Annotated in this window: 13 protein-coding genes; 2 read left to right on the forward strand and 11 right to left on the reverse strand. The window is 51.3% G+C overall.

All coding sequences use genetic code 11. From position 1 onward, the window contains the following. Positions 1 to 176: 176 nt before the first annotated feature. The 3 genes from CO251_RS04980 to CO251_RS17600 all read right to left on the reverse strand — a co-directional run bounded on the left by CO251_RS04980 (position 177) and on the right by CO251_RS17600 (position 2672). Positions 177 to 1580, reverse strand: coding sequence for an APC family permease (locus CO251_RS04980; RefSeq protein ID WP_158246186.1), 1404 nt, complete (start codon positions 1578 to 1580; stop codon positions 177 to 179). Between the two features lie 76 nt (positions 1581 to 1656). Then, on the reverse strand, positions 1657 to 2085 hold the full coding sequence (locus CO251_RS04985) for a Fur family transcriptional regulator (protein WP_158246187.1): 429 nt from the start codon (positions 2083 to 2085) through the stop codon (positions 1657 to 1659). A gap of 146 nt (positions 2086 to 2231) precedes the next feature. Further along, entirely contained in the window at positions 2232 to 2672 is a 441-nt protein-coding gene (locus CO251_RS17600) for a hypothetical protein (protein WP_207654618.1), read from the reverse strand. Positions 2673 to 2858: 186 nt separating this feature from the next. Between CO251_RS17600 and gpmA the strand changes: the two genes are divergently transcribed. Beyond that, positions 2859 to 3548, forward strand: a complete 690-nt coding sequence (gpmA, locus tag CO251_RS04995) for a 2,3-diphosphoglycerate-dependent phosphoglycerate mutase (RefSeq protein ID WP_103374710.1) — start codon at positions 2859 to 2861, stop codon at positions 3546 to 3548. A 157-nt stretch (positions 3549 to 3705) separates the two neighbouring features. Here the strand turns inward: gpmA and hydA are convergent, their stop codons facing one another. The 7 genes from hydA to CO251_RS05030 form a co-directional block, all read right to left on the reverse strand. Continuing rightward, the gene (hydA, locus tag CO251_RS05000) at positions 3706 to 5097 is read right to left on the reverse strand and encodes a dihydropyrimidinase (protein WP_103374711.1); all 1392 of its coding nucleotides are present in this window, start codon (positions 5095 to 5097) and stop codon (positions 3706 to 3708) included. Positions 5098 to 5135: 38 nt separating this feature from the next. After that, positions 5136 to 6386, reverse strand: a complete 1251-nt coding sequence (gene preA / locus CO251_RS05005) for an NAD-dependent dihydropyrimidine dehydrogenase subunit PreA (RefSeq protein ID WP_103374712.1) — start codon at positions 6384 to 6386, stop codon at positions 5136 to 5138. Positions 6387 to 6388: 2 nt separating this feature from the next. Continuing rightward, positions 6389 to 7735 carry an FAD-dependent oxidoreductase gene (locus CO251_RS05010; RefSeq protein ID WP_242968324.1) on the reverse strand — a complete coding sequence of 449 codons (1347 nt, stop codon included), beginning with the start codon at positions 7733 to 7735 and terminating at the stop codon, positions 6389 to 6391. 33 nt (positions 7736 to 7768) lie between these two features. Next, a complete protein-coding gene (locus CO251_RS05015; RefSeq protein ID WP_103374713.1) occupies positions 7769 to 8656 on the reverse strand; it encodes a nitrilase-related carbon-nitrogen hydrolase in 888 nt (295 codons plus the stop codon). A gap of 45 nt (positions 8657 to 8701) precedes the next feature. Then, positions 8702 to 10168 (reverse strand): NCS1 family nucleobase:cation symporter-1, encoded by a 1467-nt coding sequence (locus tag CO251_RS05020; RefSeq protein WP_103374714.1) that lies wholly within the window; start codon positions 10166 to 10168, stop codon positions 8702 to 8704. Positions 10169 to 10550: 382 nt separating this feature from the next. After that, positions 10551 to 11876: an aspartate aminotransferase family protein gene (locus CO251_RS05025; RefSeq protein ID WP_103374715.1), complete on the reverse strand. Its 1326-nt coding sequence runs from the start codon at positions 11874 to 11876 to the stop codon at positions 10551 to 10553. 54 nt (positions 11877 to 11930) lie between these two features. After that, entirely contained in the window at positions 11931 to 13388 is a 1458-nt protein-coding gene (locus CO251_RS05030) for a CoA-acylating methylmalonate-semialdehyde dehydrogenase (protein ID WP_103374716.1), read from the reverse strand. Between the two features lie 158 nt (positions 13389 to 13546). Between CO251_RS05030 and CO251_RS05035 the strand changes: the two genes are divergently transcribed. Continuing rightward, the gene (locus tag CO251_RS05035) at positions 13547 to 15097 is read left to right on the forward strand and encodes a PucR family transcriptional regulator ligand-binding domain-containing protein (RefSeq protein ID WP_158246188.1); all 1551 of its coding nucleotides are present in this window, start codon (positions 13547 to 13549) and stop codon (positions 15095 to 15097) included. Between the two features lie 44 nt (positions 15098 to 15141). Here the strand turns inward: CO251_RS05035 and CO251_RS05040 are convergent, their stop codons facing one another. Continuing rightward, positions 15142 to 16311 (reverse strand): MFS transporter, encoded by a 1170-nt coding sequence (locus CO251_RS05040; RefSeq protein ID WP_242968325.1) that lies wholly within the window; start codon positions 16309 to 16311, stop codon positions 15142 to 15144. Positions 16312 to 16533 lie beyond the last annotated feature (222 nt).

Below are 16533 nucleotides of genomic sequence, written 5' to 3' on the forward strand. Positions count from 1 at the left end.
CATTCATGACGATATAGTTTTCAAGGACCGACGCCGCCCGCTGAAGCGGGGGGCTCACTGTCCTCGCGGACAGCTTTGATATAATAACACCTGAGGTGAGTTCTGTCTAGCCATATTAGAAAACTTTTTGTTTAACCATTGTACCCCACGGATTTCGACATTATACGGTGCCGCCGTTAGAGATCCTCGCCGTCTTCTATGGTTAATTCACGTGTTTCGGGATTAAATACGTGATATCCGCGCCAACGGCCTTCAAAGCGCCAAAATGTAAAAATTATGCCTCCCGCCAGCATAATGGCAACCAATGCATCGATAGAGCGACCAATAGCGGCGGGGCCGTAAATCAAGAAAATGCTAATGACCACCGCAAACCACGTCGTCGTCACATAAGAAATGATCTGAAGGCCTCTGTGTTGGTGCGTAATGCCATGTAGACCATGGTGATGAATACGCGTTAAAAACACCGCCGCACTAAGACTGTCAAAGAGAAACTCCAAAATCAGAAAGAAACCCGCCGTACTGAGCACTAAATTGAACACAGACGCAAGCGATGCCACCAGTAACTGCAATGACACAATCGTCCATCCCAACACGAGAGGGACCACAATCGTCCACGTCGGCGACTGTGCAGAGTTTTTCGTCACAAAAAATCGGGGGAGTATTCGGTCCCGAGCCATTGCATACAACGCCTTACTCAAAATAAACGTTGTAAGCCATAAAGAGCCGGCGGTTGAAGCCACAATGGGCACAATGGCCCAACGGAATTGATGAGGCGATAACGCTTGCGCCCATGCAATCAACACATCGGGATTCTTAACCAGCTGGGCTAGTGACACGGAATGTAGCATTAAAGGGAAAATCGTTAAATAAAAAGCTAACACCATGAAAGCTCCTACCACGCCGCCCATTCCCGGGGTTTTCTGCGGGTAATCAGCTTCTTCCGCCGCATAGCTATCAATTTCCCAACCATCCACTATAGTCGCGCCTACAACCATCGCAATAACAAAACCGTGCCATGATGGCGTCACATGATTTCCCGGAAGCGCACGCCAATGAAGTACTCCCGCTATGGCAAATATGATGATAGCGATGAATTCTAAAACCATAAATATTTTGGTCAATTGCGCAACGGTTTTACTCCCCCTCAATAACAACCCAGCGGACAATCCGATCCACGCCCCGCTCACGATAATCACCAACCACGACGGAGGGGCTGTGACTCCAACTAAGGCGAGAGACTCCTCTGCTGCTGGAATAATAATGGGAGGAATGGACCAAAAATAGGCCATCATCAGAATCCATGATTGATATCGCGAGATACCAAAACCTAAAATCCTACGAGACCAATGATAGGAAGCTCCGGTATTAGGATAGTGTTGATTCAACATCCGAAACAGCCATGAACTTAGAATAAAAGGTGTGGCAATCGCCAAGACAGCCCAAATAATATCAGCGCCAGCCAGGCTAAGCATAATGGAGCCGGCAGCCGCCACACTAAATAAGGGTGCGACACTCGCAACGGATAGTCCCGAAAGATCCGACAGGCTTAACAAAACCGGTTTTTTACCTAATGGTTGCACACTGATCCTGGCCTTCCCGATAAGTTATCAAGAAAGGTTCCTTGATAACTCCGTTTTTATTTGCAAGGGATGCTTTTTATTTTGTGGCCGATTGGCATGATTGGCATAAGCCCCATGCGGTAATTTGAACACCTTGAATATCGCGGCTGGTAACGGAGGCTTTTAGCATGCGATGAACTCCGTGCATTACGTCATCCGTAATGTGTTCAATCGCATGGCAACGCTGACACACCCAATGCGCGTGCGCTTTTACCGTGGCCTCGATTACGCGAGATCCGTCGGGCAAGTGCATTTCACTGGCCAGGCCCACTTCTACAAAGGCCTGAACCACCCGGTAAACCGTCGAGAGTTCAATAGAAGGCACTGTTGCTTTGACAGTACGCCAGAGGGATTCAATAGTATAGTGACCCACCGATTGGGATAAGGTGTCCATAACGATGGTACGAGGTAACGTTGCGCGCAATCCGTGTTGATGAAGGCGATTTTCTATAGTATTTTGTTCCATGTTGCAAATCATAGGCAATAATAAAGGGTGTGTCAACCATGATTATCCAACACACCCCTCCATTTCCCATTTGAAATGCTCTTTTCCTCGAACAGACAAGCCACGCGGACGGATTTGAACGAAGGACAATAGAATGCGATCCGATATTAATGCCGCAACGAAGCGGATTGCCGCGGGTGATGATGGTGGTGATGCGAACGCCCTTTCTTCTCAGAAACGGCAGGAACGGCCTTGCGACTAACCTCTTTAGAGGACTCTAACGCCTTCACTCGCCATTCTCCTTCTGCTCGTTGCAAAACCTGCTTGCACCAGTTAAGCAAGCGCCAGCCATTTGCATTCTGATTGGTGCGAGGCGGGATACCCCAACCAATATGAGTACGCCCACCATGTCCATGAATCCGTTCCACATGCTCGATGGTCTGAAATATCGTGACGGTGGGCCAGCGTGATTGCCATTCCATGACGGCATGCCCGGAGGGAAGAACCACTCCAATGGCCACAATTCCTGTACCACTCACGCCACTGACATCTTCGTGCCGGTAGAGATAGAAAGGTTGCACCAAAGGACGCTGCCGGGATACACGCATAGCTTCCACTGCCTTTCTCGCAACTTTTTGTTACCAGTATATGGGCGGCGCTGTCAATGGTGCAAAAATCACGGGGCGTAGAGGTTTGCCTAGAAAAAGTATACACTGTTGGCGGAGACTCTCTTAGCAAACGCAACACCGTCCCGACACCGCCGTACGGGACATCGAGAAAGGACGATGCACAATATGGCAACCCTGGTGGTCATTCGGCATGGCCAAAGTCAATGGAATTTAGAAAATCGCTTCACCGGATGGACCGATGTCGACCTCTCTACTCAGGGAATCGAAGAGGCGCGCCGCGCCGGACAACTCCTCAAAGCGAAAGGAATCCACATCGACGCAACCTATACGTCACTGCTTAAACGCGCCATCAAAACATTGAATATTGTCTTGGAAGAAATGGACCTGCTATGGCTCGATGTGGTCAAATCATGGACGTTGAATGAACGGCACTACGGCGCATTACAAGGGCTAAACAAAGCCGAAACCGCTGCCAAATATGGAGACCAACAAGTGGCCGAGTGGCGCCGCAGTTACAATACCGTCCCGCCTTTATTACCTGAAGGCGATCCCAGGTTACCCATCAACGATCCTAAGTACCAATCCCTCGATCCCGCCCTATTGCCGCGTGCAGAAAGCCTCGCCATGACCGTGCAACGTGTTCTACCTTTTTGGAATGCGCAAATTCTACCGGTTTTAACGCGGGGTAAAAACCCTTTAATTGTGGCGCATGGCAATAGCTTGCGAGCGCTCGTCAAATCTCTTGATAACCTCTCTGATCAGGAGATTGTTTCCCTAGATATTCCGACTGGGATTCCCTTAGTCTATGAGTTTGATGAGGACGTCCGCCCTGTTCGCCATTATTACTTGGAATAGGGGTTACTACATAGCAGGACAGCTGTTTGACTCCAAATAGGTCACCATTAAGATTTTTATACGCATAGCAAGCGGGGCGTCGTCATTGCCATGAATGACACGCCCCACGTTTAAATCTATAGATCATCGTTAAGCCACCTAATTCTCCATCGCGCCTTTAGGGTGCGGCAAAGGTCTTTCGCTTGAGGAATTTTCCACGCCCCGCACGGCCCAAATACTGTCCGTTCGCTATAATCTTTTCTCCACGCGAGAAGACCATATGAACTTTGCCCTGGGCATTATAGCCTTCAAAAGGATTATAATCCACTTGCATGTGCGCCGTATTCACGCCCCATGTCGTAGTTGCCTGGGGGTCAAATAAAACCAAGTCCGCATCCGAACCCACCGCAATCGTGCCTTTTTGAGGAAACATACCAAAGAGCTTCGCGGGCATTGTGGCCATAATTTCCACAAAGCGATTGAGAGAGAGTCGATTTAAGCGAATCGCGGCATCATAAAGAAGGCTCACGCGAGTCTCAATACCTGGAGCACCATTGGGAATCTTGGCAAAATTGTTGATCCCTAATACCTTTTGGTCTTGCATGCAAAACGGACAATGGTCTGTTGCGACAACCTGCAGATCGTCTCCGGCCAGCCCCCGCCACAGATGAGTCGCATGGTCTGGGGATCGCAACGGTGGCGACATAACGTATTTAGCGCCGCCAAAATCGGATTCCTCATAACGGCTATCATCCAAAAACAAATATTGGGGACACGTTTCGGCAAACACCGCTTGTCCTTTGTCGCGGGCAATAGTCACTTCCTCAAGCGCGTCTTGAGCCGACAAATGAACAATATAGACTGGGCTGTGGGCCATTTTCGCTAACGCAATCACGCGGTGAGTCGCTTCCGCCTCCGCTTCAGGCGGTCTAGTAATAGCATGATATTTCGGTTCCGTATGCCCTTGAGCCAAGGCTTGTTGCACGAGCACATCAATAACGCTGCCGTTCTCCGCATGCATTGCTACCAATGCGCCAATCTCACCGGCCTTTTGTAATGCTTGAAAGATTTCACCGTCACTTGACATAAAAACTCCAGGATACGCGGTAAACAGCTTGAAACTCGTAATGCCTTGATCTACCAGACGCCCCATGCCAGCTAATGTTTCGCCATTAACTTCACTTAAAATCATGTGAAACCCATAATCAATGTTGGCCTTGCCCTCCGCTTTGGCCCACCACGTATCAAGGGCTTCTTCGACGCTATGCCCGCGTTGTTGAATGGCAAAATCAATTATAGTAGTCGTACCCCCAAATGCTGCAGCTCGCGTGCCGGTGAAAAAATCATCGGAGGACGTCGTGCCACCAAATGGCATGTCGAGGTGCGTATGCACATCGACACCGCCGGGCAATACCAACAAACCGCTCGCATCAATGACCTCATCGGCCGCAGGGACAAGAAATTGCAAATCCTGGCCAATATACACAATGATTCCTCTGTCGATGAACAAATCGGCATGATAGTCATCGGTGGCTGTGACGATATGACCATTTCGTATCAATGTCTTCATCCTAAAGTCTCCTCCCGCGTCCCCATATTGGCAAGCTTTTAGAATCCCACACGACTTTGGCGTTGTCGCCACGTCTCCACCAAGCCCAAGTCAATGTCTTGCATTTCAATACATCCTGGTACTGGACAGACCAGACTGCATAAATTGCACCCGACACAATCGTCTTTTCTGACCACCGGGGCTCTTTGTCCTGGGAGTCGATCAATACATTGGTGGCCCCCGTCATCGCAGGCAACAAAGCACAAATTGCAGCCAATGCATTGATCTGCATGGATTTCTGCGACGGTTTTGTACGAGTAGGACAGCCGAAGGTCATTCCAATCGCCCACGCGATGTTTGGCTTTCCCCACAAGGTCCTGGACGGAGGCTAGACCCTTGCGGTCTAGGTAATCATTTAATCCTTCGGTGAGATCATCAATAATACGAAATCCGTAATGCATCGCCGCCGTACACACTTGAACGGCTCCCGCTCCAAGAAGAAGATATTCGACGGCATCTCGCCATGTCTCGATGCCGCCAATACCACATAGGGGCACGGGCACTCTTCGGTCATTAGCTAGTGCCGATACCATGTATAGGCCAATAGGCTTGACGGCCGGTCCACAATATCCTCCGTGGGATCCCCGGTCCGCAACATGGGGGTCAGGCAGCCATGTCTCAACATCTACGCCCATAACACTGTTGATCGTATTAATCAACGACAAGGCATCAGCACCTCCAGCCACGGCAGCCCTGGCCGGCATTCGCACATCAGTCACATTGGGTGTTAACTTTACGATAACCGGTAACGATGAGCCGGATTTGGCATACGCGGTAATTTGCTGCGAGTACTCGGGTACCTGCCCCACGACCGACCCCATGCCGCGCTCGCTCATACCGTGGGGACAGCCAAAATTGAGCTCTACCCCATCAGCTCCCGTATCTTCTACGCGACGCATCATGTCTGACCACAGTGTAGGATCGGACGCCAACATCAGAGATATGATAACCGCATGGTGAGGGAAACGGCGTTTGACTTCTGCAATTTCTCGCAAGTTATCGTCAATAGGCCGATCGGAGATAAGCTCAATATTGTTCAAGCCCATCATACGGCGACCCCCATAGTCAATCGCCGCCAAACGAGAGCTGACATTAATCACAGGCTCTCCCACTGTCTTCCAGACAGCTCCGCCCCATCCCATATCAAACGCCTTCATGACTTGATAGCCTGTATTGGTTAAGGGGCCTGAGGCCAACCAAAAAGGGTTAGGAGAAGAAATCCCTGCAAAGTTTACCGACAAGTCTGCCATTTTTAGCCCTCCTGTTTTGTGATACTATGGCCCTCCAACCGCGCAATAATGGCACGAGCTGCCTGTTTACCTTGAGCGGCCGCAGTGACCACGGTCGCCTCAGCGGATGGAGCTAGACAATCGCCCACGGCGTATAAACCGTGACAGGAAGTTTCATAGGTATGGGGGTCAACCACAGGTACAGCGCCCTGATGCTGAAAGTCCAGTAAACGCCATAACGCATCGGATTTCGTCTGACCAATGGCGCGAATAATGATATCCGCCGGCATCAACCAGCTAGGGGTATCATTCATGACAACGGCCTTGGATGGGCCTTCGACGGGTCTCGTGCGCTGGCACCGCACAGCTTCCACGTGAGTTGTCCCGACAATTTCCACCGGCTGTGTCCACCACTCGAAGACAATGCCTTCTTGCTTGGCAAACGAATATTCATAATCATATGCGGGCATGTCTTGCTCACCCCGGCGATATAGAATGCGAACGTTTTCAGCACCGAGCCGCTTTGCGCAGGTCGCCGCATCAATGGCTGTATTCCCCGCCCCTATCACGACCACACGAGACGAGGCAGCAATCTGGGGGTAGGAATCAGTTTTGCTCTGCCGGATAAAGTCCAGCGCATCCCAGACACCTAGAAGGTCTTCTCCTGCAATGCCGATCATCGGAACTTTTCCCAAGCCAACAGCGGTGACTACTGCATCGTATTGATCTTTTAACGTCTGCCAGGCGACATCTGTCCCCACATGCGTATTCAAATACACCGTCGCCCCTAACGAATGGATAAGTTCTCCCTCCCACAAGCTGACTGCCAGAGGTTCGCGAAATGACACAATACCGTAGGTATCTAATCCTCCTAAGGCAGCTTGTGCTTCATAGATGTCGACATGACAACCATGGCGCAAGAGCTCTGCAGCAGCAGCCAGTCCCGCGGGTCCTCCGCCTACAATTGCCACCTTCCCCGTGACTTGCGTTTGGCGCCTAGGCAACCGCGGAGCGCCCGTGACATGCTGCATTGCATAATCCATCGCCGCACGTTGCAATCGGCCAATAGCAACGGGATGACTGTCCCGGGTGCGCACACAGGCCCCCTCACATAAGGTCGCGGTTGGGCAAATACGCGCGCACGTGGCGCCGACGATATTCGCGTCCAAAATCGTTCGACTTGCGGCCGCCAGATCGCCTTGTGCGATCTGGCGAATAAAACGGGGAATATCGATACCCGTGGGGCACCCTTGGATACATGGCGCATCATCACAATAATAGCAACGTAAGGCCTCCTCGTGGACTTCTCGATCCGTGAGAGGCGGTACCACTTCCTCAAATGCGCGCAACGTGGAATCAGTCGGCATCATCGCTGTCCTCCTTTGGCACCATCCGGGTTAGAGTTACAAGTCCGTTAAACGTTGGTAGGTCTCTGGACGCCGGTCCCGGTAAAACTGCCAGGTATTGCGGACTTCGCGCACAACATTCAGATCGGCATCGCCAATCACGACCTCCGACTGGTCAGGACTCCCCATAGCAACAAATTGTCCTCGGGGATCAACAAGATAGCTTTCTCCATAGAACTCCCCCATGTTCCACGGCGCCTCGACGCCCACGCGGTTAATAGCACCTAAATAATACCCATTGGCCACCGCATGAGCCGGTTGTTCTAACTTCCACAAATACTTGGATAGGCCGGCCACGGTCGCAGAGGGATTAAAGACGATTTCTGCCCCATTCAATCCCAGCGCCCGGGCACCTTCCGGAAAGTGGCGATCATAGCAAATGTATACCCCAATCTTGCCCACGGCAGTTTCAAATACGGGATACCCCAAATTACCCGGGCGAAAGTAAAACTTCTCCCAAAATCCCGTCGCCTCCGTCGGACCAGCTTGGACATGAGGGAGATGACTTTTTCGGTATTTCCCCAAAAATTTCCCATCGGCATCGATCACGGCCGCAGTGTTATAGTAAACTCCCGTTATCTCCTCCTCATACAGGGGAACGACCATAACCATCCCGGTTTCTTTTGCGACGGACTGCATCATTTGTGTCGTCGGACCGTCTGGTACCCGCTCCGTTAACCCATACCACCGCGTATTTTGTTCGGCACAGAAATACGGTCCATAAAACAGTTCTTGGAGACATACTACCTGCGCCCCCTTGGCGTGGGCTTCATAAATCATCCCTAAATGTTTATCGATCGCGGACTGCTTATGCTCGTCTAGAGGCCGTTCGCCTGAAACGTCGTGCTGGGATTGAATTAATCCAACGCGGACTATATGGCTCATAAATATCCTCCTCTATCAATCGCAGTGGTGTTCACAATCTGTTCGTTAGTGGGATAGATGCGATGACGGCATTTCCCGAGATGGTGTAGGATTGTGGTATTTGGCATTCATCAACACTAAATAAACTCCAAACGACACGGCAAAACCCACAAACCATGAATAATTGAAGAGCCAGACTAAAGGCGGTACGACTTTACCAATGAGCGACACCAAAATTCCAGCCGCCAACGCCCAAATCGCTAACGGATTGTAGCCATTCTTGTAGTAGTACTGTCCCGAGGCCTCGTACAATTGAATAACCTCAAGAGTTCTGCGCCGAAATACCCAGTAATCGGCAATCAGAATAGCCGCAATGGGACCTAAGAAGCCCGAATAGACATCAAGCCATGTAAAAATATAGATGTGCGGGTTGGAAATCAAAAGCCACGGCACCATGACAATACCAAGAATGCCCGTGATAAGACCCCCGCGTGCAAAGTTCAAGTGTTTGGGGAACAGCTGTATTAAGTCATATGCAGGCGACACAATGTTGGCGGCCACATTGACTGATAATGTCGCCACAACGACAGCACCTAAAGCTATAATCAAAATCACCACGTTGTGAAAGTGACCTAACAAGGTAATGGGATCCGAAATCGCGTGATGAAACACGACAATCGTTGCTGATGTCACGAGAACCCCGATGCCGGAAAAGATGGTCATGGTCAAGGGCAATCCAATCGCTTGCCCCCATTCTTGCGCTTGTTGACTCTTAGCAAATCGCGTGAAGTCGGGGATGTTCAACGACAATGTCGCCCAAAAACCCACGACGCTTGTCAAGGCCGGAATCTCGACGGCCCAAAAGGCCGTACCATGGACCGTCGCAGGTCGCTGTAGTAGGGGTCCAAATCCATGGGCCGCATTCAATGCCCAAATTAATAGCCCAATGCCTAACAGCAATACCAACGGTCCGGCCCACGCCTCAAACCGGCGCACGGCTTGAATGCCATGGTAGATGATCCACACGTTCATGAGCCAAAATAACAAAAAGCTAATCCATCCGCCCAAGTTCATTCCCACAAACGTGAAGACGTCGGAAAAATGCGCCCATCCTGGAATAATCATGAGAAGGAAGGTTTGAATGGCCTGTCCGCCTATGGCGGTTTCAATGCCAAACCAGCCTGCCCCGACTAAGGCACGCAAAAAAGCTGGAATCCCCGCCCCCACCACGCCAAATGAGGCACGCGCCAAAACAGGAAAAGGAATCCCATATTTTGTGCCCGGATGGGCATTGAGCAAGATAGGGACAAGCACAATCATGTTCCCCACAAAAACTGTTAAGATCGCTTCCCACCAATTGAGACCAAGAACGATAAAGCCGCCAGCCATCAAATAGGTGGGAATATTGTGAGCCATGCCAATCCACAAGCTCAGGTAGTTGTATAAGGACCATTGCCGCTGCTCTTGGGTCGTGGGGGCAATGTCCTGGTTATAGCGAGCTAAATCCTCGTTGTTTTCCACATTCACAGCCATCTGATGTTGTCTCCCTTGCTGACGGGATCTTGGTCAGTCGTATCATGCCTCCGTACTCATCCACGTGATATCCATGTATCTCTTGTTGCTAAATGCTGGACAACAAGGATGATTCCATGATATCGAGTGTTCGGCACAGATAGGACGGACAGATCCGTGATTTTTAACGGAATTTTCTATACATAATGTAAAAGGCCGATTTTGCCTAGAGAGTGGCGCACAAAAATCCGGTCGCACTCCCCACCTAACAGGGCCTTTCCCTATCATAACGGTAGTGTCAAGACGGATGGAGCTCCTAAGAGCCCTTTAAGATGATGTGCACTACTGCAAAAAAGGCCACGCGTCAAAGCGCGTGGCCTAACCCGCCTGCATGTTATTGATGTTATTGATAGATGATGCGAGTGGATTCCACGGCCACTAGGCCGGGATGGGCTTGATATAAGGCCGACATCACATCTCGCAACACTGTCAGCGCTTCGTTGACTTCCTCATCGCTAACCGTCAACGGCGGCGCAATTCGCAAGACGTTATGGTACAGCCCACCAAGTCCCAACAAAAGCCCCCGGTCTTTCGCCAATTCTAAAATTTCCTCCGCTAATTCCGCTGCTGGCGCCTTATCCTTTTCAACAATTTCAATCCCTTGCATGAGGCCCATCCCGCGCACATCGCCCATGACCGGATATTCATCCGCCAATTGTTCAAGTCCACTACGCAAAATGCGACCGAGCGTGGCAGCGCGCTCGGTTAGCTGCTCTTGTTCCATGACCTGCAGCGTAGCTAACGCAGCCTGCATTACAACAGGGTTACCTCCAAAAGTTGAAATAGTGGGTCCTTGGTAATGACGAGCCACATCCGGCGTGGCAATAGTCGCCCCAACGGGCATACCATTGGCCATGCCCTTGGCAAACGTCATAATGTCTGGTTCCACCCCGTAATGGTTAATGCCGAAGGGCTTACCCGTTCGCCCAAATCCCGTTTGCACCTCATCATCAATAAATAGGGCTCCATACTTGCGAGCAATGCCGACAGCTTCTTGAAAGAAAGCTGGAGGAGGGGTAATAAACCCACCCACCCCCTGGATAGGCTCGGCAATAAAAGCCGCTAATCGCCCAGATGTGCTGGTTTTAATGAAGTCATCCATGTCCCGAGCACATTCCAACCCACATCGATCAGGCGTCTTGCCAAAGGGGCACCGATAACAATACGGATTATGCGTGTGACGGATCGGTAAACCCATCCCACTGCCTCCGAGTTTCCACGCACCTTGACCAGTTAGCCCCATGGTCACTTGGGACCGTCCAGAATAGCTATGTCGCAGTGCTACGACTTCATTGCGGCCTGTGGCCAACTGCGCCATCACCAGCGCGGTTTCGTTGGCTTCGGTTCCGCTCGTGGTAAAAAAGCTTTGGGAAAGAGCACCTGGCGTAATCTTAGCCAGATATTCCGCCAAATCAATCATTGGCTCGGACAAATACAGAGTTGAGGTATGAACCAACGTCGCAGCCTGTTGGGTGATGGCCTGGGTTACCACCGGGTGACAATGCCCCACCGATACCGTGAGAATGCCGCCAAAAAAATCTAAATAAGATTTCCCTTGATCGTCTTGGACATGGCACCCTTGACCAGACACCAATGTCAAAGGCTGCTTATAATAAACCCCAATCCCAGGCACTAAATATCGCCGTTGCCGCTCTAATGCTTCACGCATAACATTCCATCCTCTCTTGGCGTGGCTTCTACCGTTTGCAACCTGCACGGCACGTTAAGGTTGCTCAGTACCCCAAAATCGGCTGATCACGACCTTCTCTTCCGTGTAGAACCGAAAAGCGTCCATGCCTGTGGCATGCAAATCCCCATAAAATGAATGTTTCCAACCCGCAAAGGGGAAAATGGCCACGGGTGCCGGCACGCCAATATTGACCCCGACCATCCCCGCTTCAATATGGTCGCGAAAGTAACGAGCCGCAGCGCCTGATTCGGTATAAATGGTCGCGGTATTGCCAAATTGCGACTGGTTGGCCATGTCCACTGCTGTTTTCAGATCGGGCGCCCGCATTAGACTTAAGACGGGTCCAAAAATTTCTTCGCGGGCAATCGTCATGGTACTCGTAACCTCATCAAATAGCGTCGGCCTTAAGAAGAATCCTTCAGCCGCTACAGGATTTTCTCGGCCATCCTCCAATAATGCAGCACCCTCTTCTACGCCTGTTCGAATAAAGTGGCTAATGCGTTCACGACTTTGTTCGCGAATGACGGGGCCCATATCATTGGTTTCATCCAGTCCCGAGCCCACTTTCCAGTCGCGAATGGCTTGTCGAAGCGCGGGAATCAGACGCTCCGCCGCAGAGCCCACTGCAATCGCTACAGACCCGGCAAGACACCGCTCGCCAGCGGACCCAAATGCGGATCCCATTAGAGCCTCTACCGTACGCGGGAGATGCGCATCCGGCATGACAATATGATAGTTTTTCGCACCGCCCAGCGCTTGCACGCGCTTTCCCGCCGCGGCCGCGGTACGGTAAATATACTCCGCCACGGGTTGTGAACCAACGAACGAAACGGCTTTAATGGTCGGGTGGGTCAAAATCTGATCCACGGTAGACCGCCCGCCTAATACCACATTGAGCACGCCTGGCGGCAATCCGGCCTCCTCCCACAATTCCATCATAAGTAAAGAGGTTAAGGGAGTTTTTTCAGAGGGTTTCAACACAAAGGTGTTGCCGCTAACCAAGGCAGGAGGAATCATCCACAAAGGAACCATAGCGGGAAAGTTAAAGGGGGTAATCCCTGCGACAACGCCTAAAGGTGTCCGGACCATCATCGTATCCACACCGCGTGACACATCGGGCAACACTTCACCCTTGAGTAAAGACGGGGCTGAGGCGGCCAGTTCCACCACTTCAATGGCTCGCGCCACCTCGAGACTGGCATCGGGTAATGTCTTTCCATGTTCTATCGTGACCGACCGCGCGATATCCGCCTGATTGCGCGTCATGAGATCATGAAACTTAAACATAATCCGCGCACGCTGTAAGATAGGGGTGGTAGCCCAAGCCTCAAAAGCCTCCGCGGCCCTTTGCACCGCACGATCTAGCGCCTGGGTGTCATCCAGAGGAACGCTTCCAAGCATTTCTCCCGTAGCGGGATTGATGACATCCTCCCATTGATTGGCTGTTGGCGTAATGCGTTCACCACCAATGACATGCTTCAGTGTAGCCATCGATATCTCTCCTTCATAACGGCGCTTATACGATAGTAACAGCTTGGGCGCGGCGCCGATTTTTGTTGATCGTAGCAAAATCAGAGGCGGCAAGGCTCCGACAGTTTGTATAATTATTGCAACGAGAACCTGACATATTGATGAGAGGAGAAGCGCTTATGGTGGTTTTGCGTGATGTACTCAAAAGACAACCTTTTGCGGATGCGACGGTAATCGCGGGCCACACCGGCGTGAATCGTCCCGTGAAGTGGGTCCATATCGGGGAAATTCCGAATATAGGAGAATTTCTTCGTGGAGGCGAGCTAGTACTGAGTACAGGGGTCGGTCTGAGTACAGAGGAACAGCGTCGGACCTTTGTTCTAGGCCTGGTCAAAGCCCAAGCGTCAGGCGTTGTCATTGAGCTAGGAGCCTATTTCACCCAAATTCCTCAAGACCTCATCGACTTGGCCAACGCTCACGATCTTCCGGTAATCGTGTTCTCCCACCTGGTCCGGTTCTTAGATTTATCCCAGGAAGTCAATAGCCTCTTGATTAGCCAGCATCACCGCATTTTAGAAGACTTGGATGCTTTATCGGGACGCTTGCGCAAAGTATTGCTCTCAACGGAAGGATTAACGGCTCTTTTTGAAGCCTCGTTTGACGTATTGAAACGCCCCCTCGCCTATCTGTCACGCGCAACGGATGACAAAGTCCAACTAGGAGATTGGCCCTTTGCTCTGGTCCCAGTGCGTCAGAACGCTTTACATCCCCTCGTGGAATCCTCTCCCGCACCCTACCTGCGGCAGACAATCTCAGTATTTGGACAACCTGTCGGAGATGTCGCCATCTTGCTCTCTACAAATTACGTTGATGAATATCTCTACTTAGCGTTAGACCGCATCACCACGGCTGCCGCGCAAGAAATTATTCGCATGGACACCTTAGAAAAGCGCAAAAGGCAAGAGGAGGCGGTGTTATTAGAACAGCTGTTTTTTGCAGAACATCCCTCCGAAACCCTCCTCCAGCGTTGTCGCTCGCGTTACAATTTAACTAGCACGCGGCGCTACCGTGTCTGCGTGGTGCCGAATGATAGCGCAGCTCCTAAAGCGCATGCGGCCATCCAGCGCCTTTCTGCGTTATTAGCTACAGCGCTCTTGTCGCAAACGGACCGGGATATCTGGCTCATTACCGGGCGCGAGGGCGATATCACCAATCTTCCCCAGTTGCTCGGCACCTATTTGGGGGAACGCCCAAATCATATTGGCTTGTCCGCGCCCTACCGCGATCCCGCTCAAATGCATCAAGCCTTTTCCGAAGCATATGATGCTGCACAAGTGGCCTCTCATCTTGATAGCACACGCCCTCAGTGCTATGAAAAGTTAGGAGCTTATCGCTGGATTTTAGCAACGCCGCCTGACGTACTGCGGCGCCTGGTCATTCATCCCGAACTTGGTCCCTTGTTGCAGCCTGAACACGGCAAAGAAACAGAAGGACTCCTACAAACCTTAGAGGCTTTATTAACCTTCAATGGCTCCAAACAAGAAGTCTCGCAATGGCTAGGGATTCATCGCCAAACTCTTTATGCGCGAATTCGTGCCTTGAAATCCTTATTAGGCCACGACTTCCTCGTGTTTGAAAGGCGTGTCGCCATAGAAAACGCCCTTTTAGCCTACCGTTTTCTGTGTAGTCAAGGCGAGATGCCATCCAGGGCCGCGCCGCCTAGTTCCTGAGCTCCGCCGCCGCTTCAGCTTGGAAATGACAATCGGTCGCGACATTATGCCGTTCGCTGCTGGTTATTACTGGCATCATAGGCTTTAACCGCAAACGGCACAATGGCGGCCCCCACGCCCATCACAAGAATAACAGCCATCCAAACAGCCGCGTGCGTTATCACCAGGGGCCCCACGATGACCGGGATAAGCGCGACGCCAATATTGGAGGCCATGCTAAAACCGGCTGTCGCAATGCCGGCATTGTGCCGCGTCCGCGCCTTTTCCGCCGCTGCTTCCAACGCTAAAGTGTACCAGCCATTACTAAATAGCCCGAAGAGAAAAAACGATGCATCAAGACCCGCTGTTGACGCGGAAAGCCCGCCTGTTAACAAGAGTCCGGAAAGAAACAAAAACACCAACGTCAACACGCCTAGTAAACGCGGCAGACGCCGCACACTCGCGGGATTTTCGCCCAACCAGCCAAATAAGATCGCGCCTATCGCCGACCCTAAAAACGTCAGGCCAGACAGCATTCCTCCCAACGCCGCCGCGTCCGGCACATGCAAATGAAGCAAGGCACTGGTACTGACAGAACCAAACATCACACTTATGGAAGCGACCACAAAACCTATCACCCACCACCAAGAGACGATAAGACGCGTCTTTCCCACGGATACCCCCGGGGACTTCCTCGTTGCCCGCAATTGGCTAAGCAACCATAACCCGGTGACGACATTGAGGACAACCGCCATCCAAAGATCCACAACCGGAGACATATCTGGTCCAATAAAAGATCCCGCTGCCATTCCTAAAAAAAGCATGCCAATAACCAAGCCCGTCCCCATTTTGAGCTGCCGCACGCCTCCTAATCGCAACACCGAACCAATGGGCGCAATCAGCAACGGATAGGCCAAAGCCGCCACCACTTGCCCCATTAGGGCGAGGGTAAAACTTGAAGCCCCTGCACGTAGCGCCAAGCCCACAATCGTCAGCACAATACTCCCATAGAGGGGCGCTTGTGGCCCAGACTTCGCAACCCAATACCCGGCAGGAAGTGCTCCCACAATCATGGCGTACCCATATAACGAGATAAGAAGCAAAATCATAGCTAAGGAGACGTGGAAGGTTCCTATCAAATAAGGAACCAAAGGCGCCAATACAAACCAGCCCCACCCTAACGTAAACGCAAAGAATGCATAAGGCCATAAAAGACGCCCATTGTCACTGGACAATAATATCATTCCTTTCCATTTTTCCCATTGATTGTACGTGAATCCCGAATTTTATGGCAAGGCCTCAAATACAGTTAGTCCGCAATTCCGCATAGAGTTCCTTGGCCGGTTGCTTTCCCATCCTAAGCTTCATTTAGGACAAAGAGGACGGCGGTCAAGGCCATGAAAACCACGTTGTCTTGGCATAGGTTTCGTCGATCGACGAATGCCCTTACGAACTGA

It is taken from the genome of Sulfobacillus sp. hq2, from assembly GCF_002903155.1.
Lineage (GTDB): Bacteria > Bacillota > Sulfobacillia > Sulfobacillales > Sulfobacillaceae > Sulfobacillus > Sulfobacillus thermotolerans.

Bases quoted from the DNA above. Each gene is read 5' to 3' on its own strand.
- CO251_RS05010 (WP_242968324.1), bottom strand. From the start codon at position 7,735: ATGATGCCGACTGATTCCACGTTGCGCGCATTTGAGGAAGTGGTACCG.
- CO251_RS04985 (WP_158246187.1), bottom strand. From the start codon at position 2,085: ATGGAACAAAATACTATAGAAAATCGCCTTCATCAACACGGATTGCGC.
- CO251_RS05025 (WP_103374715.1), bottom strand. From the start codon at position 11,876: ATGCGTGAAGCATTAGAGCGGCAACGGCGATATTTAGTGCCTGGGATT.
- hydA (WP_103374711.1), bottom strand. From the start codon at position 5,097: ATGAAGACATTGATACGAAATGGTCATATCGTCACAGCCACCGATGAC.
- gpmA (WP_103374710.1), top strand. From the start codon at position 2,859: ATGGCAACCCTGGTGGTCATTCGGCATGGCCAAAGTCAATGGAATTTA.
- CO251_RS05035 (WP_158246188.1), top strand. From the start codon at position 13,547: ATGGTGGTTTTGCGTGATGTACTCAAAAGACAACCTTTTGCGGATGCG.
- CO251_RS05030 (WP_103374716.1), bottom strand. From the start codon at position 13,388: ATGGCTACACTGAAGCATGTCATTGGTGGTGAACGCATTACGCCAACA.
- CO251_RS05020 (WP_103374714.1), bottom strand. From the start codon at position 10,168: ATGGCTGTGAATGTGGAAAACAACGAGGATTTAGCTCGCTATAACCAG.
- CO251_RS17600 (WP_207654618.1), bottom strand. From the start codon at position 2,672: ATGCGTGTATCCCGGCAGCGTCCTTTGGTGCAACCTTTCTATCTCTAC.
- CO251_RS05015 (WP_103374713.1), bottom strand. From the start codon at position 8,656: ATGAGCCATATAGTCCGCGTTGGATTAATTCAATCCCAGCACGACGTT.
- preA (WP_103374712.1), bottom strand. From the start codon at position 6,386: ATGGCAGACTTGTCGGTAAACTTTGCAGGGATTTCTTCTCCTAACCCT.